The organism is Bacteroidota bacterium (assembly GCA_018266835.1).
GTDB lineage: Bacteria > Bacteroidota > Ignavibacteria > Tepidaquicellales > Tepidaquicellaceae > JAFDZO01.
Window position 1 is genome coordinate 471,755 of record JAFDZP010000005.1, and the last position, 26,187, is coordinate 497,941.

Consider the following 26,187-nt stretch of genomic DNA (forward strand, 5'->3'; position numbering starts at 1 on the left):
TGATACATCAATAATATGAAAAAAATATTTTTAGTTTTATTCGTTCTTACGTTGCAAACATGTTTTGCACAAAGCGGCTGGTTCTGGCAGAATCCTAAGCCTACTGGTGGAGGATTTTGCGATGCTGCCTATATTGATGCCAATACAATTTATGCATTAGGAGCAACAGGAGAGTTTTTAAAATCCGGCGATGCAGGTTTAACCTGGAACACTAAGAGTATAATCATACAAACAGGTTTTTCAACAAGAACATTTATAAAAATGTCTGTTGTAAACGCTCAGAATATTTTTGCTTTAGCTGTGGATACCAGAACACCCTTAAGCAGTATTTACAGATTGTACAAAAGTACTGATGCAGGTAATCAATGGAGTGAATTTCTTATAGATTCTGTTTCGCATTCGTGGTTTAATGATTTAAAATTTACAAATATAAACACGGGGTACAGTTTTAATAATTTCAACTCTTACGACGGGCATATTTTTAAAACAACGGATGGAGGGCAGTCATGGAACTTGCTTACAATAAACGGAACGGACACTCTCTACGCCTTATCTTTCCCAGGTGAAAATACAGGGTTCATCTGCGGTCCCTCTAAAAAAATATTTAAAACAACAAATGCCGGGAGTAACTGGATATCATATAATCTTCCTTCAGGCACCTCAAATTACGAACAAACTTTTTTCCTCAATGAAAATACAGGGTGGATATTAACACCTTCCAGAATATTTAAGACTGTTAACGGAGGAATAAATTTTACAAATCTTGGTTCGACTCCCGGTATTGCGTCCGGATATGGTTTCTTTGATGGAAATACGGGATACGGGTACTTCAACGGATTTTACAGGACTACAAATTCCGGACAAAACTGGACTGCAGTAGATATCCGCGCTTACAGGTTAAATATTCTTAACAGCACAACAGGGTTAATAACAGGTGCCTACGGTGAGATCTCAAAAACAACTAACAGCGGATTCAACTGGACACAGCTTTCGCTATCTGCTGTTCCCGTTTCAAACTCTGTGAATAAGATAAGCTTCACTGATCAAAATTATGGATGGGCAGCCGCCGGAAACAGACTGTTAAAAACAACTAACGGCGGAACTCAATGGATTACTCAGCCGGATACTTCAAAATTATATTCCTCGGTAAAATTTATTGATCAGAATACGGGAGTTTTCAGTGCATATGGCGGAATTTATCTCTCTACTTCCTCCGGGAATAACTGGAATATTGTTACAGGTCCGGAATACTCAAATTATAATTTCTTAAATTTAAGCATGACTGCACCTGATACCTGGTATTGCATAGGAAAAGAGATCTCAACATCTGCTACTATAATTTTAAAAACTACGAACGGCGGTTCAAACTGGCAGTCTGCAAACTCACCTTCGCAGTTCCTATTGGATATTTCTTTTACTGATGCAAATACAGGTTTTGTAACATTTTTGGGCGGAATTTATAAAACCACAAACGGCGGTTCAAACTGGAATTTATTAACATCAACTTCTGCAAGTACGATATCATTTATTAATTCCAATACCGGATGGTATTTATATTCAGGTAAAATATACAAAACAACAAACGGTGGTATAAATTTTCAGCAGGTTTATAACGGGGGAAACCTGACCTTAAACTGTTTAAAATTTGCAAATGCTCTTACAGGGTGGCTGCTTGCATATGATGGCAGCAGCTACGGAAAAATCCTGAAAACAACAGATGGCGGACAAACATTTTTTTATAATAATTATGCATCTTCAAAGCTGTATGATATAGCTGTATTAAACGAAAACACTGTATGGGTATGCGGTGAGAACGGAGCCATTCTCAAAACCACCACCGGCGGCACTATCGGTATTCATCAGATAAGTGCTTCCCTTCCTGATAAATTTTATCTGGAGCAGAATTATCCGAATCCATTTAATCCTAATTCAAACATAGTATTTTCATTGCCTCAGAATACTTTTGTAAAACTGAATGTTTTTGATTTACTCGGAAGAGAAGTCGCAAACTTAGTGAATGAAAAATTATCTGCAGGAAAATATAAATATGATTTTAATGCTTCACTCCTCCCAAGCGGAATATATTTTTATAAATTAGAAACAGAAAGTTTTTCAGAAACGAAAAAGATGGTGCTGGTAAAATAGCTATCATGTTCCCCTCCTTTACAAGGAGGGGTTACTTGTCCCGCAGTTTTTTTGCAGGAGGGGTGGTTAAAAGTTACCCTCCTTCCCAACTACTTGTCCCGCTTTAGCGGGATCCTCGTTAGGAAGGTAAATCTATTTGCACAATGTCATTCGCGTAAAGAGGGAGATACATTCTTGTTCATGCAATCTTGTTCCCCTCCTTTACAAGGACGGGTTAGGGGTGGTTTAATGTGCGCAATGTTAATATGATTAAAAAATCTGCAATGACATTCCCCGGGTCAGGGCTGACGCCCCTTTTTTATTAAAACTACCTCTCCAAACTAATTTCTCATTTCCCATCAATAATTGTCATTTTTCGTTCAATTATTTATTTGATAAAACAATAAAATAAAATCAACTTTACATAATCTGGAAATAAATAATAGTATTAACATTTATTTATTTTCACTTCAAAAATTTTCGCGAAACTTTTGTAATTTCCCTTAAAAAACTCCCAAAAATTCATTAAATTCGGTCAACTAAAGACTATAAATTGGAACCGAAAATCTCACTTGCCATCCACGGCGGAGCAGGAACAATCCTCAAAGCCAACATGACTCCCGAGCTTGAAGCCGGGTACCGACATGCCCTTGGCTTTGCTCTCATGCGCGGCTGGCAAATCCTTGAAGCCGGCGGAAGCGCTATGGATGCAGTCGAAGCTGCCGTTATGGAAATGGAGCTCAATCCCCTTTTCAATGCGGGCAAGGGTTCGGTCTTTACCAATGAAGGTCTTATAGAAATGGATGCCTCGATAATGAACGGCGCTGACCTTACTGCTGGAGCAATAGCAGGGGTTAGGAACATAAAGCATCCCATAAAGCTTGCCCGCGCTGTGATGGAGAAATCGGAATTTGTAATGCTATCCGGTAAGGGCGCTGAAGATTTTGCAAAGGAGAAAGGAATCGAAACCGAAAGCGATGAGTACTTTTTTACTCAGAGAAGATTTGACCAGCTTGAAAAAGCAAAGGCATCGGGGAAATCTTTTTTAGATCATACGACTGACTTCACAGGAGCAAAGAAAAAATTCGGGACCGTCGGCGCAGTGGCATTGGATGATCAGGGCAATCTTGCAGCGGCAACATCAACTGGAGGAATGACAAATAAAAAATACGGGCGCATCGGCGATACAGCTATAATCGGTGCAGGGACTTATGCAGAGAACGGCGTAGCGGCGGTATCGTGCACCGGGGACGGCGAGTTTTTTATAAGGCAGTCGGTAGCTTATGATTTAGTTGCGCTAATGAAGTATAAGGAGCTCTCTTTGGGAGAAGCGGCAGAGTATGCAATATTCAACAATCTTAATTCAATCAAAGGAGAAGGCGGATTGATTGCAGTCGACAGTGAAGGAGATATTGAAATGGTTTTTAACAGCGAAGGAATGTACAGAGCATTCATCTCTCAGGGTAGAGAGATGGAAGTAAAAATTTATAAAGAGTAAATTATTTTACCAATACCATCTTTCTTGTTTCTTGAAACTCCCCTGCATTTAACGTATAAAAATAAATTCCGCTTGGAAGATTGAATTCTGCTGAATTAAAATCAACTGCATAGGTGCCTGCGCTTTGCTTATCGTTTACCAGCGTAGCAACTTCCTTTCCTAGCAAATCAAAAACTTTTAATGTTACATAATTCGTATTTCGTAATTCGTAATTAATCCTCGTAGACGGATTGAAGGGATTGGGGTAGTTCTGGGAAAGAAAATATTTATCCGGTACAGGTAAGCTATTTTGCGTGAATCCTGTAAGCACACCGCCTGTTGTTGTTTTAAAAATACTTCCATCTGTACATATCAGCCAGCCGATTGAATCATTTACGAAAAATATTTTATTTGATGCAGAAAATACAGGGACTGAAATATCTCCCCAGCTCTGGCCGCCATTCGTTGTTTTACACATTGTACCGGAAGTTCCGCATGCATAACCTGTTTGTTCATTAAGAAAGTGGACATTGTTGAAAAAGTAATTCATATTGTAATTTATCTGCATCCAGTTCAGACCTCCGTCGGTTGTTTTGCTAAGCCGGTAATATCCTGAACCGTAACCTGTATTTTCATTGAGGAAGAAAAGTGAACTATTTGTTGCACCGGAAGAAATAATTTCGCTCCAGCTCTCTCCGGCATTTGTTGTCTTGATAACAAAATCGTATCCGTCATACCCTGAACAAAAACCTGTTGCTTCGTTTAAAAAATATACCTTGCCGTAACTGAAGGCAGAAGGAATTGTCAGCTGAGTCCAACGCATACCTTCATCCGTTGTTTTGAAAAGTTTGCCATTCCCTGATAAAGTATATCCCGTTGAGGAGTTTACAAAAAATACTGAGCTGAAAATATTTTTCGGCAATCTGCTGACAGGTGTCTGCCAGTTAATTCCTCCATTAGTTGTTCTCATTATTGTTCCGTTATCTCCGCTTACCCACCCGGTCATTGGATTTAAAAAGTACATTTGTCTTAAGCGTTCATCCGTAAAAATTGGCAATAACTGCCAGTTACTTCCTCCGTTAGTAGTTTTCAAAAATACACCTGAATCCCCTATTATGTACCCTGTACTCTCATTGAAAAATTTAACGTCCTCTAATGAACGCTGTGTGACTGAATTTGAATATGCCGTCCAGTTAGCCCCTCCATTAAGAGATCTGTATATTTTCATCTCGCCTGAAATCAGAAAATTTTTATCAGGTGCAACTGCCAGAATCTGAATAATAGTTGATACAGGTGATGAAATTAACGTCCAGTTAAGCCCTGAATTTTCTGTTTTGTATATCTGTCCTGAGTATAAAGTTGTATAGCCCGTTTGATTATTTAAGAAACTCATCGATTTAATTCCATACTGATAATCTGTGTGCAAACTTTGCTGCCAGTTCAAACCGGAGTTTGTAGTTTTCCAGACATTTCTGTTTGTTGCAACATAACCTGTTTCAATATTAATAAAATCTGATGCATAAATTTGCGATGTTTCGGGTGTTATTGGAAGCTCAGTCCAGTCCTGTCCTGTGTTAGTAGTTTTAAATATACTTCCATAATTTCCGATTGCGTACCCTGTACTTTGATTAAAAAATTTAAATCCCGTTACAGAAAAACTATACACTGAGTCCTTAGTCCAGTTCACACCTCCATTGGTACTTTTTGCAATTACTCCGTTCTCAAATCCTGCAAAGCCTGTATTTTGATCTATAAAATAAACAGAATTTATAGTTTGAGTGTAACCAATAAACTGAAGCTGCTGCCATGATGTTCCTCCATTGGTAGTTTTGACAAGTCTTCCGGTCATTCCGCAAGACCATCCTGTATTTATATCTAAGAAAAAAACATCCATAGCATAGAAATCTATTCCCGAGCCAATACTTGTCCATAAGTTTCCGCCATCAGTTGTCTTTATAACATTACCACCGCTGCCGCAAGCAAAGCCTGTATTTGAATTAAGCATAAAAATATTTCTTACCTGAGGATGATATGCAGTCGGATTCTGCACAACCCAAGCACTTTGAGAAAATGCATTTTGCCCTGCCCAAAAAATTAAAATTACTGCCAGAATTTTTTTCATAACAAGTTTTCCGTTTGAAAAATTTTACTTTACTAAAATCATTTTTCTTGTCTCTTTAAACTCCCCTGCATTCAGTGTATAAAAATAAATTCCGCTGGGGAGATTGAACTCCGCTGAATTAAAATCCACTGCATAGCTGCCTGGATTTTGTTTTTCGTTTACAAGAGTTGCAACTTCCTTCCCCTGCAAATCAAAAATTCTTAATGTAGTAAACCTGGCAACTGACAACTGATAATGGATAACTGTACTTGGGTTGAACGGGTTGGGATAGTTTTGGGAAAGGGAAAAATTTTCCGGAATAATTTCAGATAACAATTTAACCGTTGTTAAATTTGTATCTCCATAAACAATACCATTTAAAATACATCCTTTTAATGTATGTGAAGTTTGAGCCCCACCTCCTGATATGATTTTGTAAACCATTCCAAAACCTGAATCATATCGTCGATTCTCATAATAAAAATTATTTCCGTATTCAAATACTTTTGATTGAACATTTAAATTAAAAATAGTATGGTTTAAAATTGTCGTGCATGTGAAAGATAATGGTCCGCAGCCAATTGTGCTATATCCTACAGAAGCTTTCAGACTGTCAAAAAGTTTCTCTTTATAATAAGCAGGACAAGAGTTAGAAGGGTCAAAAGTAAACAAGATACCTGATACTGTATCTACTCTCCACCAATAATTTTGATATCCACAGAATTCTGTCATGTGATAATATTTTTTATCACCAACTACAGTATCCTTCTGAATAGTGGTTCGATAGTGCCATAGATTCCAGCCGGGTCCGTTTTCATGGGTGTACCCTTCAAAAACAAAAACATTTCCTATTTTAAGAGGGAAATTTGAAGTTACATTTCCTTGACTAAAAGCACTTACTGCATATAAAAAAATTGTAATAGTTAAAATCAATTTTCCCTTCTTCATAAAATAAATTTTATTTTATTAAAATCATCTTTCTTGTCTCTTTAAACTCTCCCGCATTCAGAGTATAAAAATATATTCCGCTGGGGAGGTTAAACTCTGCTGAATTAAAATCCACCGCATAGCTGCCTGCATTTTGCTTTTCGTTTACCAGAGTCCCCACTTCCTTACCGAGTAAATCAAAAACTTTCAAGCTTACGTAATTTGTATTTCGTAATTCGTAATTAATTCTCGTAGTTGGATTGAACGGGTTGGGGTAATTTTGCTTTAACGAATATTTATCGGGTACAACAGAAGAAATTTGCTGTACAGCTATCACTCCGCCGTCTGTTGTTTTTAATATTTTGGCTGTACTTCCGTCATTTGGAATTCGGCCGCCTACTATAAATCCGGTATTTATATTTACAAAACATATTGACCTTAAAAAGAAAGATGATTCAGGCAAGCTTTGTGTTTGCCATGTTGCTCCGCCATTTGTTGTTACTGCACCCGGTATGTAAACTCTTGAAGCCGATAGTACTTCAATACAATTTATTTGCCCTGAAGTGTAAACCTGTGACCAGTTTACTCCTCCATTGGTAGTTTTTACGACACCGCTGAATAAGGTTGAGCCGTACCCGGTATTTTCATCGGCAAATTTCATTTCAGTTATATATATCCCATTCAATAAATAATTAGTAGCCCAGTTAGCCCCGCCGTCAGTTGTTTTGTAGATTCTGGTTGAGTAACTCGAAAAAGGACCTGCAGAAATATACGTAGATGCACACGCTAATCCTGTGGAAGAGTTAGGAAAGTAAAATGATTCTATCCTTGTATCCAAATCTTCAATTACCTGAAGGACCATACTCCAGCTTACACCTTTGTTCGTAGTTTTATAAACTTTTCCCTGATATGAGCCTGCAAAGCCTGTATTCACATCAAAGAATTTTAGGCTGACGATATCAGCGGGAAATTCATATAAAGAATCCCATGCCGTTCCGCCCGAATAAGTTCTGATTAGAGTTCCTCCTGTTGAACCCACTGAGTATGCCGTATCCTTATTTAAAAAATAAGCAGTATAAAAAAGTGCGCGCGGGAATGTGTAAATCTGCCAACTTAAACCTAAATTTGATGTTTTGAAAACCTGTCCCGCTCTTAAAGCATAACCTTTAGAAATATCAGGAAAGCCAACATAATAGAAACCCGAAACTGTATCACTTGAAAACTGCAAATTCCAGCCGGGCTGGGCTTTTACTGATGATAGCATTACAAATAGCAGAAGACATAAAATAAGCTTTCTCATGGCTGCATTATTTTAGTTTTAGAATTTATTTTTTTATTTAATTAAAACCATTTTTTTTGTCTCTTTAAACTCCCCTGTGTTAAGAGTATAAAAATAAATTCCGCTGGGGAGACTGAACTCCGATGAGTTAAAATCTATTGCATAGCTGCCTGCATTTTGTTTTTCGTTTACAAGAGTCGCAACTTCCTTTCCAAGCAAATCAAAAACTTTGAGTGTAACAAATCCCGATGATTTAATTTCATAATTTATTTTTGTTGATGGGTTGAAGGGGTTGGGGTAGTTTTGGTGTAGTAAAAAATGGTCAGGGATTTCAGAAGATGTATTTGAGACGAAAACATTTCCTGCATCTGTTGTTCTTAGAATTGTTCCGGTTTCCCCTACTATATATCCGGTATTTAAATCGGTAAATACTAAATCATTCAAGCCATACTCGCAATAAATATTTTGAGCTGTCCAACTACTGCCTCCATTTGAAGTGAAACTAAGTTTTCTATTACTCAAAACATAACCTTTATTCACGTCAAAAAAATAAATTGAATTAATAGCTGAATCTGCACTCGTTGGGATTAGACTCCAGTTTTGTCCTCCGTTTGTAGTAAAAGCTAAATTAACTGAATTTCCGGAAGCATATCCTGTTAATTCATTAAAAAATTTTACATTAGTGAAACTATTACTAGTATTTACCGGAACATTAATCCAATTAATTCCGCCGTTAGTTGTTTTAACAATTTTACCTGAGTCTCCGCTAACATAGCCTGTAAGTTCATTTAAAAAACAATTTTTGTAAAGTATACTGTTTCTATTCGGAGCCTCATAAATTGATGTCCAATTTAATCCACCATTAGTAGTTTTTAAAATAGCTTCACGTTGTGTAGTAACTGTTTCCATACTTCCTGAAATATAACCTGTATTAATATTTGTAAAACTTACACCTTTAACGAGATATTGACTGCTTGAATAAATATTGCTCCAATTCGCTCCTGCATCGGTTGTTTTATAAATTCCGCCATAAACCCAAAAGAAAGGCGGAACTGGTGATCCGTCTTTTTTAGTTATCGAAGCAAAGCCTGTTAAGCTATCCAGAAATATTGCATCTGAAAAATCTTTGCCGTTATTTATCCATTCAGAAGACCATCCATCACCTCCGTTTGTTGTCCTTAGAAAATTGCCTGTTACTCCAAAGGCTAAAACAGAATTAAATCCTATTTTTTTAACTACGCTTAGTTTGCCTAATTTCTCTGAATTATATTTCCATTGCCAATTTTCACCTGAATTTGATGAAGAGAATACTAAGCCATTCGTTCCAACAATAACTCCATTACCGGAGGTTGAGAATGACATTCCTAAGAATGGTACAATCCATAAATGTGCATGGTCGAATACATCATACCAAAAATTCCCGCCATTTGTAGTTTTATAAATACCAGCCGTACCTAATGTTACAATGTTCAAAGAATCAAATGGCATAATTTCATATATATCAGCTGGTATATCTCTGCTTACCTTCCAGTTCCCTCCCCCATTATTAGTATATGCAATTTTAGAATTACCGCATAGATACCGCTTATTGAGATTACTTTTGTCAATGTATACATTGTGCCATAATACGTTAGGTAATTCAATTGTTTGCCAGCTTCCTTCGCTAACAATATAATTAGCTTCACAAAAGACGTAAAACTGATTTTCGTTAATCATACTTACATTTCTTATACTTCTTACATTAAATGGTGTTGTTATACTAATCCAGTTTAAACCACCATTAGTTGTTTTATAAAGCAGAGAATTAAAACCGGCAATGATTCCATTATTTGCATCGAAAAAAGACATTGTAGTTACATTGCCGGTTGTAGGACTATTTATAACAGACCAATTTATTCCCCCATCAACTGTTCTAATTTTATATCCGGAAGTACTTACTACAATCCCGGTTAACGCATTTGAGAAATACATTTTTATAAAATTTTCAGTAGTAGTTAAATTAATCCGTTGCCAGTTTGATCCTGCATTGCTCGATTTTAAAATTGTTCCATAATTCCCAACTGCTATTACTACGTTTTCATTGATGAACTGACAATCGTTTAAAGAATTTCCTTGCGGAGTTGGGTTTACCCACTGCCACCCGCTCTGCGCAATTACATTTCCTGTGAAAATCAACATCACCAATATTAAAACTAATTTTTGCTTTCTCATAGCTGTATTGTTTTAGTTATAGGGTTCATTTTTTATTTTATTAGCACCATTTTTCTTGTCTCTTTAAACTCCCCTGCGTTCAGAGTGTAAAAGTAAATTCCGCTTCGTAGATTGAATTCCGACGAATTAAAATCAACTGCGTAGCTGCCTGCATTTTGTTTTTCGTCTACAAGTGTTGCAACTTCCTTTCCAAGCAAATCAAAAACTTTGAGTGTAACAAATCCCGATGATTTAATTTCATAATTTATTTTTGTAGAAGGATTGAACGGGTTTGGATAGTTTTGGGAAAGAGAATAGTTATCCGGAATTTCTGATGATACCGAAGAAATAAAAACATTTCCTCCGTTAGTAGTTCGTAAAACTATACCTGCTTCTCCCGTAACCCAACCTGAATTTGAATTTATAAAATTTATTTTTGTTAAAGGTATTCCGTTAGAACTTGCTGCGATAGACCAGGTTTCACAACAATTTGTAGAGTATAGAATATTTGAACCGCTTACGCACCATGCTATTGAATCATTTACAAATTGTAATGAGCTGACATTTGAAATATTATTTATAGTTCTCCAGTTAGCTCCGCTATTAGTTGTTTTAAACAAATAGCTCCCCAAAAAAACACCAGTTGTAGCATTAATAAATCTTAGCTTTCCGTTTGTTGTAGGAGTAGTATAAATTGTCCAGTTGGTACCTCCATTTGTTGTTGCCTGTAATTTTACAGGGATAACATCAGTTAAAAGCCAGCCTGTATTCTGATTTATAAAAAATGTACTTTTTGAACCATATTGGGCAAATTCTACCCAATCTAGTCCGCCGTTTACTGTCTTATATGACCTGTTTGCGTATTCACAAGTCGCCCATCCGGTTTGAGAATTGATAAAACAAAAATCAGATATTCCTCCGCCGAGTAATTGCATCCTTTCTGAAAAGTTAATTCCTCCGTTTGTTGATTTATAAACTACCGCCCCTGATGAAATACCATTTGGTGCATATCCTCCAATAAGAATTGTATCATTACTAAGTGCTTCAATTGTAAAAATTTTAACTCCTTGAGGCAAGGTGCTTATTATCCAGTTGTTTCCGCTGTTTGTCGTTTTCTTAAGAATATTATTTCCTCCGCTCCAACCCGTATTAGAGTTTATGAAATCAAGAGCAATATTATTTTCAGGAGTTGGATTAGTTATATAGTTAATCCAATTTGCACCCCAATTGTTGGTTTTCAAAATACTCCCTCTGTTTGAAACACAATAACCATTCAAGCTGTCATTAAAGAACATAGCAGTATTAACCATTTGACCGTATGACTGAGCAGCAGAGGTCCAGTTTACTCCTCCATTTGTTGTTTTATAAAATAAATTTTCAGAAGAAAATGCACAGCCTTGTAAACTATCCCGGAAATAAAGAGAGTTAATTTTGACACCGGGAATTTCACAGATTATATTCCAGTTTGTGCCACCATTTGTTGTCTTTACTAAAGCATTAGGAATTCCTCCGTTAAAATACCAGCCGAGCAAACTATCTAAAAAATATATAGAAGTTGCGACTCCCATATTATTGGGAATCGTTGACCAATTTACCCCGCCATTCAATGTCTTGGCTACAAAATTATCACCAATCATAATACCTGAGAAATTATCAAAATATTTTATGTAATATGTGGGAGTTCCTGCCGTCAATGAATTTTGAACTATCCAGTTAGTTCCGCCGTTGGTTGTAATACTATAATTATTGTTAACCCCGCAAATTGCTCCAGTATTGGCATCTCTAAACTTAATTGAGTACAAATCAACTGTCAAACCACTGTTTTCAGAGGTCCAGTTATCTCCACCATTAGTGCTTTTCAAAACTTTCCCCCCTGTACCGCAAACCCATCCTGTTAAATCATTTGCAAAGTAAATAGAATAAATGTCGAATATCGCTCCCGCATCTGAAATTGCCCAATTAAATCCTGCATTAGTTGTCTTCAAAATTTTACCATTTGCTCCGGCAATCCATCCTGTATTTATATTAATAAAATAAACAGAATTGTTACTAACCGCAAAAGGTCTGGGATTTAGCAACTGCCATTCAACCTGTGAAAACAAATTTTCGTGGCAAATAAACAGAATAAATATTAAAAGTACTTTGAGATTTCTCATAGCGGGATGTTTTATTTTATAAGCACCATTTTTTTTGTCTCTTTAAACTCCCCTGCGTTCAGGGTATAAAAATATATTCCGCTTGGAAGATTGTATTCCGATGAATTAAAATCCACTGCATAGCTGCCTGCATTTTGTTTTTCGTTAACAAGCGCTGCAACTTCTTTTCCAAGCAAATCAAAAACTTTCAAACTCACGAACCCTGAATTTTTTATTTCATAATTTATTTTTGTAGAGGGATTGAACGGGTTGGGGTAGTTTTGGCTCAATGAAAATTTATCGGGGATGTTTGTGGAATTTAAATTCACACCGGATATAAACCCACCTCCATTAGTTGTCTTTAGGATTGTGTTATTCCCTCCGCAAGCCCATGCATTATCTTCATCTAATATATAAAGAGAAAGGAGACCTTGAGACGGTGATGTAATGCATTGTAAAAACCAATTCAAACCTGAATTTGTAGTTTTACATATTACCGGATTAGTTCCTTGCATACCTGTCATCCACCCTGTATTATTATTAAGCATATAAAGCCTTTTAAAAGTGAAAGTTGAACTTTCACTATAAACAGACCAATTTGTGCCGCTATTAGTAGTTTTATATATCTTATTTCCTATAAAAGATATACCTGTATTTTCATCAAAAAATTTTATTTTAAATAATTGCTGTTCACTTTCGCTATAATATACATAATTCCAGTTTACTCCACCGTTTGTAGTTTTGTAAATATAATTTCTATATAAAGTATAACTCATGTAATAATAATTAAGAGCAGAGCAAATCCATCCTGTATTCTCATTAATAAAATATACGTCGTTATAATTTGGTGGGGTCAATACAAATAGCCTAGATCTAAGGCTATCCCAACTTAGTCCAGCATTAGTTGTTTTATGCACATAATCTGAAGTACCAACTACATATCCGGTAAACTGATTTATAAAGCATTCAGCATTTTTATTATCATGCACCGGAGTAGTTATTTCTGTCCAGTTAATTCCAGAATTTGTTGTTCTGAATATTTTACCTTCATCAGCAAATATACACCCGACTGAATCATTAAAAAACTTTATCAAATAAAAATGATATAGGGAATTTTGAAATATCTGTGTCCAGTTTATTCCGCCATTTGTAGTTTTAAAAACAATACCTGCGTTTTCTACAGCAAATCCGGTTTGCATGTCTTTAAAATAAATATCATTAAATGTATAATTTCCAGTTTCGGAGAATGCGCTATGCCACCCGCTTTGCGCAAAAACGTTTGCAGATAAAAGTAACAATATCAGGATTAAAACTATTTTTTGCTTCCTCATAGGAGTATTATTTTAGCTTTAGAATACATTTATATTATTTTATTAAAATCATCTTTCTTGTTTCTTTAAACTCCCCTGTATTCAGGGTGTAAAAATATATACCGCTGGGCAAATTGAAAACAGTCGAATTAAAATCCACTGCATAGCTGCCTGCATTTTGTTTTTCGTTTACAAGCGTTGCAACTTCCTTCCCAAGTAAATCAAAAATCTTTAGTAAAATGAAATTCGAATTTCGTAATTCGTAATTAATCCGCGTTGAGGGATTGAACGGGTTGGGGTAGTTTTGGGAAAGCGAGTAATTTTCAGGAACATTACTGTTAACATTTCTTATGTCTGAAATCGTTTCGCCGCCGTTTGTTGTTTTCAAAATTGCTCCTGCGTAACCCACGATATACCCTGTATTCTGATTTACGAAATACATATCGTAAACATCCTCTTCCTGCTGATCCTGAGGAGTCCAGTTTAATCCCGAATCAGTAGAACGGAAACCTTCAACTGTAATAGTTGAAGGAAGCACAATATCAAGAGCCATTGTGCTTTTGGGCAAATTCAATATCTTAGTCCATGTGCCGGTGTACTTATAAACACCATCCACTGCAACTGCGTATGCTAATGAAGCAGAAATAAATTTCATTCGGTTGAAATATACATTGGAGAACGAAGCAACAGAGCTCCAGTTGAGCCCTGCATTAACAGTTTTAAATACAGTTGTATAGGTAGGGGGACATAAGCCGCAAGTTTGCTGATGCGCATTGAATAAATAACCTGTTTGAGAATCAAGAAACTGAATTGAGCCTACACTATTATATTCAGTAGTTGTATTCAATGTCTGTACCGACCAGTTTGTTCCTCCGTTTGAAGTCCTGAATATTTTCCCAAGTCCATCTCCCACAAAACCGGTACTTTCATCAAAGAAGTAAATAGAACCGAGACCGTTAGGAAATACTCCGTTCCCTGATAAGCTCCAGTTCACTCCCCCGTTTGTTGTTTTTACGAGAGAATCAAATGCAAGTGAGTAACCTGTTTGCGCATTCAGGAAATATCCTGTATAAAAATTACAGTTCGCCTTATACAAGTTCCAGTTTACACCGGCATTGGATGTCTTTATTATATTACCTGCCCCAAGCAGAATTCCATTATTCTCATCAAAAAATTTTGCATAATATAAAGAAGGAAGTATTCCCCATTGAGAAGATTTACAGGTCCAGTTGCTTCCGGAATTAGAGGTGTAAAAAATTTCACCTCCGGTTCCCATTGCAAATCCTGTTGAAGTGTTATTAAAAGCCAGGGCAAACGTACCGTAGGTAGGAACATCCCTTATGGGAATCGAGTCCCAGCTTATTCCTTCGTTGGTTGTTCTTCTGAACGTTCCGTTGACAACATTTGTATAAATGCAGCCTGCCTGCTCCGATACCATTTCAAAGCTGTTATCTGAACCTGTACCAAAAGGAAGATCTCTCAGAAGCTGCCAGTTTACTCCACCGTTTGTAGATTTTAAAAGTTTTGCGGGTAATGAATATTTATCGGCAAGAGCATAACCCGTCACCTGATTAACGAAATCAAAATGATGAATAAAAAAACCGGAAACCGTGTAAGCCTGTGACCAATAATCTCCGCAATTAGTAGTAGAATAAACTACGGCATTACCGGATATCTGCGCGCAAAACATTCCTGCCTGTTCAGATGCAAAATAAACATCTCCTATTTCTGTACCGAACGTTCCGTTAAGCAGCCAAAGAGCACCCTGATTAGTTGTTCTGTATAATTTTCCCAGTGAAGTACATGCAAAACCTGTATTACTATTTGCGAAGGCAACTCCGGTAACACTTGTCACATCACCTCCGATTGAAAACCAAGTTGTACCACCGTTCGTAGTTTTTATTATACCGTTCCCTGCTGCTATAACAGTATTTTCATCTATAATTTCAAGAGAGTTGAGCCTGCCTCTCCATAAATCTGTTCCTGTTCCAATGAGTGCGCGTATGCCATTATTAACAACTACCCAATTAGCTCCGCCGTTTGTTGTTTTAATTACAGTGTTACTTCGGCCAACTGCATAGCCGATGTTATCATTAAAAAATTGAACTTTTTTTATTCCGTTTCCCTGTGGAATGGGATTGAGCCACTGCCATCCTGACTGGGAATACAAATCTGACGAAATTAAAAAAATAACTGCGAGAAAAAAGAAATTTACTTTTTTCATAGCCTATTATTTTATTTTATTAAAATCATTTTTCTTGTTTCTTTAAACTCCCCTGCGTTCAGAGTATAAAAATAAATCCCGCTCGGCAGATTGAACTCCGTTGAATTAAAATCAACTGAATAGCTGCCTGCATTTTGTTTTTCGTTTACGAGTGCTGCGACTTCCTTCCCGAGTAAATCAAAAACTTTTAATGTTATAAACCCGGCAACTGATAGTTGATAACGGATAACTGTGCTTGGGTTGAAGGGGTTGGGATAGTTTTGATGAAGAGAAAAATTATCAGTAATTTCATTTGAAGTTATGCCATAAACTGACGAAATAATTTCTCCACCGTCTGTAGTTCTTAAAATTGCTCCGCCGTTACCTCCAATTAAAAATCCTGTAAGATTATTTATATACTGAATATCTTTTATAGTTTGAACTTTAGTTTCATAAACTGTCCAATTGACCCCATTATTTGTAGATTTATAACTTCCTAGATAGATAATAGAATTCGGTAAAATTTTTATTTCTGTACCATCACTGTAATTTAATATTGGAAACCAGTTTAATCCTCCATTTAATGTTTTATAAACTGCTCCCCCTAAATTTCTATAACCGATATCACTTGAAATAAATTTTACACTCCCTGCTACAGTATTTAAATTGGTTTCGTAATAAATTGAGTTCCAATTATCACCGCTATTTGTTGATTTGTATATCATATAATATGAAGGATTACCTGGAGAATAAGACCATTTATAATTATAAAAATATCCAGTTGTTGAATTAATAAAGTGAATAGAATTAATAATATTACTTCCTGTTTCAAAAACGTTTTTCCAATTTAATCCTGCATTTGTAGTTTTATAAATATATGTTTCAGAGCCAGCAAAACCAATATTACTATCAATAAAATATATTGAATAAATTGTCCTTGGATCGGGATGTGGGAATGGCAATGATATTGTATCCCAGCTGTTTCCAGAATTTGTTGTTTTATATAATTTACTCTTCTCGGAACCTATGTATCCTGTCTGAGAATTTATAAAAAAAGAAGAAGTAAGGTTATTGTATCCTATATTTGATCTAACCCAGTTCAGTCCCTGATTTGTGGATTTCAAAAAAATTCCGGCAGCACCAGTGATGTATCCTGTCGTACTGTCTACAAATTTTAATGTGTTTAACCCCGCTAATTCACCTAACGATGAGTTTAAATAATTCCAATTTGAACCACTATTTGAAGTTTTGAATATACTTCCACCAAACCCTACAATAAATCCTAAGCCTGATTGCATTACATTTGCTGTTATTGCGGAATTATAATTTGCAACAACATCCCAATTTAAACCGTCGTTCGTTGTCTTATATGCTTTCAGATTCTGGGCATTTGCTATTGTTTTGGTTTCAAAAAGTACTCCGGTACCCTCATTAAAAAAATTAATATGATGATAATAATATGGTGTTATAAATTTTGGTATATTAAACCAATTTAACCCTGAATTAGTTGTTTTTAAAATCATCACATGACTAGGACCTCCAAAGAGTAAATTTTCGTAAAAAGCATAACCAACGTTAGTATTAAGGAATTGAATGTTTTTTATCTGAAATAAACTATCTCTTTTATAACAAACATTCCAATTTAAACCTTGATTTGTTGTCCTAAGAATCCTTGTGGAATCACTAAAATAACTAAAAAAACCTGTTTGTGAATTAATAAAAAATAAATCAGCAGAAACTGTTCCTGCTCCTAAGGAATAGATAAGATTCCAATTATATCCACCATTTATAGTTTTATATATATCTCCATGAGCTGAAAAAAAACCGGTATCTGAATTTATGAACGACAGAATATTCAAATCGGAATTATAGTTCATATCCGGAACATTTGGTAATTGAACCCAGTTCTCTCCGGAGTTAGTTGTCTTAAATAAATTTTGCTGAATATTTAAAACAAAAATAACCAGAGAATCTACAATACTTATATAAATTAATCTACCAGTTGCATTTCCAATATTTTTAACGTTCCAGTTTATACCACCATTGGTTGTTTTCATTACAGTGTTTTTTTCACCAATAGAAAATGCTGTGTTATTATTCACAAACTTCACATTGAAAAGATCATTTCCTTGCGGTAAAGGGTTCACCCACTGCCACCCGCTTTGCGCAAAAACATTTCCTGTAAGCAAACATAACGCCAATATAAAAATTAATTTTTTCATAATCCAAATTTTTATTTTACCAGCACCATCTTTCTTGTCTCTTTAAATTCCCCTGCGTTAAGAGTATAAAAATATATTCCGCTGGGGAGATTAAACTCTGCTGAATTAAAATCTACGGCATAGCTGCCTGCATTTTGTTTTTCGTTTACAAGCGCTGCAACTTCCTTTCCTAGTAAATCAAAAACTTTTAATGTTATAAACCCGGCAACTGATAGTTGATAACGGATAACTGTGCTTGGGTTGAAGGGATTGGGGTAGTTTTGATGCAGCAAAAATTTATCGGGAATTTCATTTGAGGCTATTCCATAAACTGACGAAATAATTTCCCCGCCATCAGTAGTTTTCAAAATCCCCGCACCGTTTCCTCCTGCAATAAAGCCCGTTAACTCGTTTAGATATTGTATAGAATTTATACTTTGAGCTTTGGTATTATAGAATGTCCAGTTAGTTCCTCCGTTTGTTGTTTTATAGCTTCCGACATAAACAGTATTCGGAGCTAAAGTTCTAATTTCTCTTGCATCTCCTGTATTTAAAACAGCAAACCAGTTCAAGCCCCCGTTTGTTGTTTTTTGGATATTTCCTCTGTTAATGTAACCTGTGTTTTCTGAAACAAATTTGAGAGAAAGTGAAGGTGCTGAAATAAATCCCAAACTGTTCCATGTTTCTCCAGTGTTGGTTGTTTTATAAATTTCAGTTGAACCCGGTCCCGGAATTGGATATCCAGAATAAAAATTATTCAGAACAAATCCGGTGGTGGAATTGACAAAATGAACATCAAAATTTTTTGTTGGCGCGCTGTGGCCAATCCCTGTGGTGCTCCAATTTAATCCGCCATTTGTAGTTTTAAAAACATAACTTCCGCCGTCTGTAACAAAACCTGTATTTGCATCAATGAAATAAATTGAGGTAATTGCACTATAAAAATTGTATGGAATAGTGTCCCACTGCATACCACCCGTAGTAGTTTTAAATAAATTAACCGTAGATATGCCTGAACCGCCAACATAACCGGTTAACGTATTTATAAAATTTGCAAAAGTTAATTTATAATTGCCAATGTTTTGCAAAGACCAGTTTAGCCCTGTATCGGTTGTTTTGAACACAGCTCCGCTTTCTCCCACTACGTAGCCTATTTGAGAATTTATGAAGTCCACATAATTTGATTTTCCTATACATCCGAATTGTGAAGTTATGCAAGACCAGTTGTAACCATAGTTGGTTGTTTTCACTATATAACCTCCGGGACCTACACCGTATCCGATATCAGGCTGCGGAAAACTGAAGTTCAGTGCACTTCCGTATATTCCTAAATTTATCCAGTTTGCTCCATCGTTTGTAGTTCTAAAAGCCTGCCTTTGCTGCACAGCCAAATTCCACGTATTCTCTATTATAAATCCGGTACAATCATTTGTAAAATTGACATAATAATCAGTATATGTCGAAGCGTTTGGTGTATAGGTTGGCAGAGCATCCCAGTTTAATCCTCCGTTTGTTGTCTTGTAAAAAAACATAGTTGAAGTTGCGTAAGATAAGTATCCTGTCATTTCATTTAAAAATTTAAAACAATTAAGTGAGTATGGTAATTGAAAACAAGGTGTCCAGGTTACGCCTTGATTTGTTGTTCTGAATAATTGTAACGGATTTCCTGAAGTTTTAAACCCCGTTTGCTCTGAACTAAAATAGATATAAACTCCCTGATTATTTAAATCTTTTTTCCAATTATATCCACCGTTAGTTGTCTTATAAAGATTTCCATCAGAATTGACACAAAATCCGGTATTAGCATTTACAAAAGCACAGTTATTAATTGAGAGAATAGAATCAGATACAAGAAACCAATTATCTCCTCCGTTAGTGGTTTTATAGATGTAATCCTTATATATAGATTGACTATGAATATTTCCTACCAAATAAGCTACAAAGTTATCAATCGGATAAACTGACTGAAACCATATTGACTTATTCTCTATGTTTTGTATTTTCCAATTTTGCCCTCCATTGGAAGTTCTCATAATTGTTCCCAAGCCGCCTAAAACAAAACCCGTGTTTGCATTTAGAAAAGAGCAGGATGATAAATCATTTCCTTGCGGTAAAGGATTTACCCACTGCCACCCGACCTGTGCAAAAATATTTTGCGAAGCAATCAAAACTAAAATTATAATTATAAATTTTCTCATAACAATTTTTTTATTTTACCAGAACCATCTTCTTTGTCTCTTTAAACTCCCCTGCGTTAAGAGTATAAAAATATATTCCGCTGGGAAGATTGAACTCCGTTGAATTAAAATCTACTGCATAGGTTCCCGCATTTTGTTTTTCATTTACAAGCGCTGCAACTTCCTTTCCTAGTAAATCAAAAACTTTTAATGTTATAAACCCGGCAACTGATAGTTGATAACGGATAACTGTGCTTGGGTTGAAGGGGTTGGGATAGTTTTGGTGAAGAGAAAAATTATCAGTAATTTCATTTGAAGTTATGCCATAAACTGACGATATAATTTCTCCACCATCTGTAGTTCTCAAAATTCCTCCGCTATTTCCGCAAATAATTATTCCTGTGGTTTGATTAATATAGTGAATTCCTGAAATAGATTGCGCTTTTGTATTATATAAAGTCCAATTCAATCCTGCATTCGTAGATTTATAGCTTCCTGTATAAACCGTATTCATATCCAATACGTCTATACCTCCTTGATCATTTGTATTTAGCACTTCTGCCCAGTTTACTCCTCCATTAGTTGTCTTTAAAATCTTGTTAGCATTCATGTAACCTGTATTTGCATTAATAAATTTAAGACCGGTTGCCTGAACATTATTAAAAAATGATGAAATTAATGACCAGGTTTCACCTTGGTTAGTAGTTTTATAAATGTAAGTATAACGCTGCGGAGGAAATCCGGTGGGATTATAATAATATTGATACAAAAATCCCGTAAGTGAATCTGTGAATTGAAGTGAATTCATACTTCCGTAAATAATTGTAAATGGAATAAGAGTCCAACTTATACCTGCATTAGTAGTTTTGCTCACAGCATTTGAATAACTGTTTGCAAAAAAACCAACGTGTTCATTTACAAAATAAATAGACGTTATGGGGTTTGCAGAAGTGTAAGTGGCTAAAGTATCCCAGGAGTTTCCACCATTTGTAGTTTTATACATCTTATTGCTATCAGCTCCTATATATCCCGTATTTGAGTTTAGAAAATAAGAAGATGTTAAATTTTTATGACCAATCTGAGATGAACTCCAGTTCTCACCGGAATTAGAAGTTTTTAAAATTATACCCTCTGAGCCGGTTATGTATCCTGTATTATTATTTGGAAAGGATAAGGTATTAAAACTAAATACATCACCTATAAGAGAATTTATACAAGTCCAATTATTACCAAAGTCAGTTGATTTATAAATGTATCCTCCAAATCCTACTGCATATCCAATAGCCGGTTGGGGGAAGTTAATGGCAGTTGCTCTTCCATAGATCCCCGCGTCACTCCAGTTTACACCATCATTTGTTGTTTTATAGAAATTATTTTTAGCAAAAGTTGGAACAATATCCACACCCATTAATATCCCTGAACCGTCATCGGAGAAAAAGACCCGATTATAACTATTACTAGTTATAGAATGCGAAACTAAATTCCAGTTCGACCCTTGATTTGTAGTTTTCAATATATTGATATAGTGAGGTCCTCCCATATCTGAATACTCATAAAATGCATATCCTTTAGATGAATTAATGAACTGAATATTTTTTATACGTGAAAAATTGTTGGTTTGATAACATATAGACCAATTTAAACCCTGATTGGTTGTTTTAAAGATTTTATAAACCGGACCGTTTTCATATGTGCTAATATAACCTTCTTGATTAGAAGTAAAATAAATATCATCAAGATCGGGATTCCCTTCTAAAGTAGAAATTACTACCCACGAAAAACCACCATTAGTTGTTTTATAAGTTTGACCATTATTAATCATAATCCCGGTATTTGTGTCTAAAAAAGAGAAAACTCTACCATTTGACAAAAAATTTATATCCGGCATGTCAGGCAAATTTATCCAATTTTCACCACCATCTGTTGTTTTAAAAGCTTTACTTTCACCGGTTGCTACATAAACCACTAAAGAATCTACTGCGCATAAATAACTTAATCTATTAAAACTAATAGATGTAGGGATTTGATACACTTTCCAGCTTAATCCTCCATTTGTAGTTTTAACAACGGTAGCTTTTTCCCCTACGGCATAACCAGTATTAGCATTTACAAATTGTACATCGTATAAATCATTACCTTGAGGAGCTGGGTTTTGCCACTGCCACCCGGATTGCGCAAAAATATTTTGCGATAAAAACAAAATTATTATTACAGCGATAAACCTTTTCATATCGAAATTATTAATTACTCGTTATTAATTTTTATTTTACCAAAACCATCTTTCTCGTTTGTTTAAACTCCCCTGCATTCAGAGTATAAAAATAAATTCCGCTTGGGAGATTGAACTCCGAAGAATTAAAATCCACTGCATAGCTGCCTGCATTTTGTTTTTCGTTAACGAGTGTTGCTACTTCTTTTCCCAGCAAATCAAAAATTCTTAATGTAGTAAACCCGGCAACTGACAACTGATAACGGATAACTGTACTTGGGTTGAACGGGTTGGGATAGTTTTGGTGTAATGAAAATTCAGAAGGAATATTTGAAGATATAAATTGAACGGACACAGTATTTGTATCTCCATATACTACTCCATTTATTTTACACCCGATAAGAGTAGTGGTGACGTTCCCGCCTATACCGTGTAAACCGCTGAAAGTATTGACAGTCACAACAAGACCAAATCCTGCATCATAAATTCTATCCAGAGTAGAGGAAAAAAGGCCGGGAACCCCTCCGGAAGCAAAAAGATGCCGCGACTCGTTGCTTTGGTTAAACAGTGTATGGTTTTCATTACTTGTACAATGGATGGTTGAAGTACCGCATTTATTCACACTATCTCCGGAAGAGACACAAAGACTATCGAATAATATTTCCCGATAATAATTCGGACAGGAATTTGCCGAATCGAATGTAAATAAATTTCCGGTAAGAGAATCAACTCTCCACCAACCGCTATAACCACTATAATTTGACATATAAAAATATCTGTGCGAGTTCATTACACTATCTTTTAAAATCGGACAACTGTAATATGTAGTTATATTATGATATGGGAGATAACTGATATCAATATTTTTAAAATAGAAAATATTCCCAATTTTCAGAGGGAAAGTATTTGATATATTACATTGCGAGTAGATATTTTGTGATAAAAATAAAATTATCACCAAGATTAAAACTAATTTTTGCTTTCTCATGGCTGTATTGTTTTAGTTTTAGGATTCATTTCTTTATTTAATTAAAATCATCTTCTTTGTTTCTTTAAACTCCCCTGCATTCAGAGTATAAAAATAAATTCCGCTGGGGAGATTAAACTCTGATGAATTAAAATCTACTGCATAACTGCCTGCATTTTGTTTTTGGTTTACAAGCATAGCAACTTCCTTCCCGAGTAAATCAAAAACTTTGAGAGTTGTAAATCCGGCTACTGACAACTGATAAAGGATAACTGTACTTGGGTTGAAAGGGTTGGGATAGTTTTGGGAAAGAGAAAAATGATCCGATACATTAGAGTTAATGTAAGTAATACCTGTAATTCCTCCTCCATCTGTAGTTTTGAATATGAAAGCAAAATGATTAGACATATTAGGTCCTCCCCCAACTATAAATCCCGTATTGTTATTAATAAATTGTGCAGATTTAAAGTAAATTGGATTAATTGTATTTAAATTCTGTGCATACCAATTTATTCCGCCATCTGGTGAAGCAAAACCGGGAATATAAATTTTATTATATTGAACTATCTCAATAAAATTAAACTGCTGTGAATTATAATAAATAGGAAACCAATTTACACCTGAGTTTGTGGTTTTTAAAATGCCACTGTATAAAGTAGAGGCAAACCCAGTATTCTCATTGATGAATTTCATTTGACTAAAATAAATATTACTAAGATAGGATATATTACTCCATGAATTACCGCCGTCTATAGTTTTATAAACAATTGTTTGATATGTTGAAAACGGAATGAATATCTCACTCGGTGAGGCCATATATCCAACTAACGAATCAGTAAATATTATTGAATGATTTTTAGAGCCAACATAAAAAGCGTTTAAAACTAAATTCCAACTATTTCCTCCATTAGATGATTTATAAATACTTTCATTGCAGCAAACAAAAACTGTGTTAGAATCTTTAAATTTAATAAATCTAATTGTGTTTGGAAAAGTGTAAATTGAGTCCCAGGATAAACCTCCATCCGATGTTCTGATTAATGAAGCTATATTACTACCTACAGAAAGTCCCTTATATTTATTTAAGAATTCTGCTGTTGAAAAATTGTTGTTTATGAAGTCGTGTCTTACCCAGTTTATACCAGAATTAGTTGTTTTGAATAATCCCCCCGGGCGAAATGCATACCCGTTAACAGAATCTGGGAATACAATTTTTGTAAATTCGCTCAAGCTATCATTACGATACTGAACGAACCATCCGCTCTGCGCAAAAATATTTTGCGCTGCAAACAAAACCATCAGAACAATAATCAATTTTTTCATAATCTTTGATTTATTTTACCATTACCATTTTCTTTGTCTCTTTAAATTCCCCTGCATTCAGAGTATAAAAATATATTCCGCTGGGAAGATTAAACTCCGATGAATTAAAATTCACTACATAGCTTCCTGCGTTTTGCTTTTCGTTTACAAGAGCTGCAACTTCCTTCCCAAGTAAATCAAAAACTTTCAAGCTTATAAATCCGGATGATTTTATCTCGTAATTTATTTTTGTAGTCGGGTTGAACGGATTGGGATAATTCTGCTCAAGTACATAATTTATATTTTCCTGCGCCGATGAAATATCATTTATCACATCAACTGCCCATGATTCCACCAATGCCGTTTTACCGTTTATCTTCTGTTCCCACAATGCACGCATTTTATAAGTAGGACCGGTAAACAGCGGAGTGCTGATATCAAATTTCTGAACTCCGGTAGTATCTGAAATATATATTTGCCTTACCTGATTATTTTGCGTAACGGCATATCTCCTGCAAAGACTTATGAATGTAGAGTCATTTCTTTTTGTAATGCATCCAAAAGCGCTGAAGTATGTGAGCGTTAAAGCATCAGTTATAAACGGCATAAAAACACCTTTACCAAAGCTGTTAAAACCCTGAATATAAGTAGTAATATTTGAACCAACTGTTCCGCCGGACATAACCGGTACAATAGAATTATTGTAATTTATAAGATAATATGGATATGAATCGACACTGAATGATGTCCTGATTTTATGAGGTCTTGTTAACAAATTAATCTCATACCCTGACTGCCATGTATAACCTGTTGCTGCTGTAGTATTAAAATTTCGGATTCGTACCTTAGAGTTAACGGCATTAATCATTTTATGAAATACTACAGAGAAAGGACTTCCGCCTGATTCCAGAACAGGATAGTAACATGATTCTGAAATTGTATCCGTAACATTTATCTCAGAATCCCATTGCTGAGTTGCTTTTATATACTTGTTTAAAAATATATCGGAGTTTCTGTTGAACGCTACCAGAACAAAATCAGATAAATTTAAGACTGCGGGCTGTTCTTCGTTACTGACAGTATTGGGAGTGTAAATTTGAGGAGACAACCAGCTTGTTCCGTTGTAGATAGAATAATTTAAATCCCAGTTCCCATTTTTATTTGTTTGCCAGATAAGAAAATCATTATATATTGCAGGATTTATATTTTGTTCAGTTGTTGAATTTGTAATTACAACTTCTTCTGCGTATCCTGTAAACGAAGCCTTTCTTACAATTATATCGCTTGCTCCGTTTGATTTATATCTTTCATAAACAAGCCATGAAGATGTTGATGAGGGACCCGTATTTCTCTTACTTTCAAAAACAGGATTTTTATAATCATAATCCGCTGAAGAGATCAGTGTTCTTACGGTATCGAAATTTGCTAACTGAGCAAATATATTTTGAGATGAAATTGAAAATAAAAATAGAATGGAAATTACTAAAACTGCTTTTAAAGGAAGTACTAAGCTTCTCATAGCTTACCTCCGGTTTGAAGTTTAGAAGTGTATTTCTAATAAAACTTAATACTAAATATAACAAAA

Annotated in this window: 15 protein-coding genes; 2 read left to right on the forward strand and 13 right to left on the reverse strand. The window is 35.2% G+C overall.

The features are described from left to right. Window positions 1–15: 15 nt before the first annotated feature. Window positions 16–2,145, forward strand: a complete 2,130-nt coding sequence (locus JST55_14845; protein ID MBS1494791.1) for a T9SS type A sorting domain-containing protein — start codon at window positions 16–18, stop codon at window positions 2,143–2,145. Window positions 2,146–2,737: 592 nt separating this feature from the next. Beyond that, window positions 2,738–3,622, forward strand: a complete 885-nt coding sequence (locus JST55_14850) for an isoaspartyl peptidase/L-asparaginase (protein MBS1494792.1) — start codon at window positions 2,738–2,740, stop codon at window positions 3,620–3,622. Window position 3,623: 1 nt separating this feature from the next. Here JST55_14850 and JST55_14855 read toward each other — a convergent pair whose 3' ends face one another. The 13 genes from JST55_14855 to JST55_14915 form a co-directional block, all read right to left on the reverse strand. Continuing rightward, entirely contained in the window at window positions 3,624–5,723 is a 2,100-nt protein-coding gene (locus JST55_14855; protein ID MBS1494793.1) for a T9SS type A sorting domain-containing protein, read from the reverse strand. A gap of 24 nt (window positions 5,724–5,747) precedes the next feature. Further along, window positions 5,748–6,650: a T9SS type A sorting domain-containing protein gene (locus JST55_14860; GenBank protein ID MBS1494794.1), complete on the reverse strand. Its 903-nt coding sequence runs from the start codon at window positions 6,648–6,650 to the stop codon at window positions 5,748–5,750. A 10-nt stretch (window positions 6,651–6,660) separates the two neighbouring features. After that, window positions 6,661–7,929: a T9SS type A sorting domain-containing protein gene (locus JST55_14865; GenBank protein ID MBS1494795.1), complete on the reverse strand. Its 1,269-nt coding sequence runs from the start codon at window positions 7,927–7,929 to the stop codon at window positions 6,661–6,663. 33 nt (window positions 7,930–7,962) lie between these two features. Next, on the reverse strand, window positions 7,963–10,119 hold the full coding sequence (locus tag JST55_14870; GenBank protein MBS1494796.1) for a T9SS type A sorting domain-containing protein: 2,157 nt from the start codon (window positions 10,117–10,119) through the stop codon (window positions 7,963–7,965). 32 nt (window positions 10,120–10,151) lie between these two features. Continuing rightward, window positions 10,152–12,254, reverse strand: a complete 2,103-nt coding sequence (locus JST55_14875) for a T9SS type A sorting domain-containing protein (GenBank protein ID MBS1494797.1) — start codon at window positions 12,252–12,254, stop codon at window positions 10,152–10,154. Window positions 12,255–12,265: 11 nt separating this feature from the next. Then, a complete protein-coding gene (locus tag JST55_14880) occupies window positions 12,266–12,682 on the reverse strand; it encodes a T9SS type A sorting domain-containing protein (GenBank protein ID MBS1494798.1) in 417 nt (138 codons plus the stop codon). Window positions 12,683–13,598: 916 nt separating this feature from the next. After that, window positions 13,599–15,767 carry a T9SS type A sorting domain-containing protein gene (locus tag JST55_14885; protein MBS1494799.1) on the reverse strand — a complete coding sequence of 723 codons (2,169 nt, stop codon included), beginning with the start codon at window positions 15,765–15,767 and terminating at the stop codon, window positions 13,599–13,601. A gap of 11 nt (window positions 15,768–15,778) precedes the next feature. Beyond that, window positions 15,779–17,968, reverse strand: a complete 2,190-nt coding sequence (locus JST55_14890; protein ID MBS1494800.1) for a T9SS type A sorting domain-containing protein — start codon at window positions 17,966–17,968, stop codon at window positions 15,779–15,781. Window positions 17,969–17,979: 11 nt separating this feature from the next. Continuing rightward, a complete protein-coding gene (locus tag JST55_14895) occupies window positions 17,980–19,512 on the reverse strand; it encodes a T9SS type A sorting domain-containing protein (GenBank protein MBS1494801.1) in 1,533 nt (510 codons plus the stop codon). 643 nt (window positions 19,513–20,155) lie between these two features. Beyond that, window positions 20,156–22,354, reverse strand: coding sequence for a T9SS type A sorting domain-containing protein (locus JST55_14900; GenBank protein MBS1494802.1), 2,199 nt, complete (start codon window positions 22,352–22,354; stop codon window positions 20,156–20,158). 31 nt (window positions 22,355–22,385) lie between these two features. After that, entirely contained in the window at window positions 22,386–23,321 is a 936-nt protein-coding gene (locus JST55_14905) for a T9SS type A sorting domain-containing protein (GenBank protein MBS1494803.1), read from the reverse strand. 33 nt (window positions 23,322–23,354) lie between these two features. Then, complete coding sequence (locus tag JST55_14910; protein ID MBS1494804.1) at window positions 23,355–24,623, reverse strand: T9SS type A sorting domain-containing protein; 1,269 nt, start codon at window positions 24,621–24,623, stop codon at window positions 23,355–23,357. Between the two features lie 10 nt (window positions 24,624–24,633). Continuing rightward, window positions 24,634–26,121: a T9SS type A sorting domain-containing protein gene (locus JST55_14915; GenBank protein MBS1494805.1), complete on the reverse strand. Its 1,488-nt coding sequence runs from the start codon at window positions 26,119–26,121 to the stop codon at window positions 24,634–24,636. Window positions 26,122–26,187: the final 66 nt, after the last annotated feature.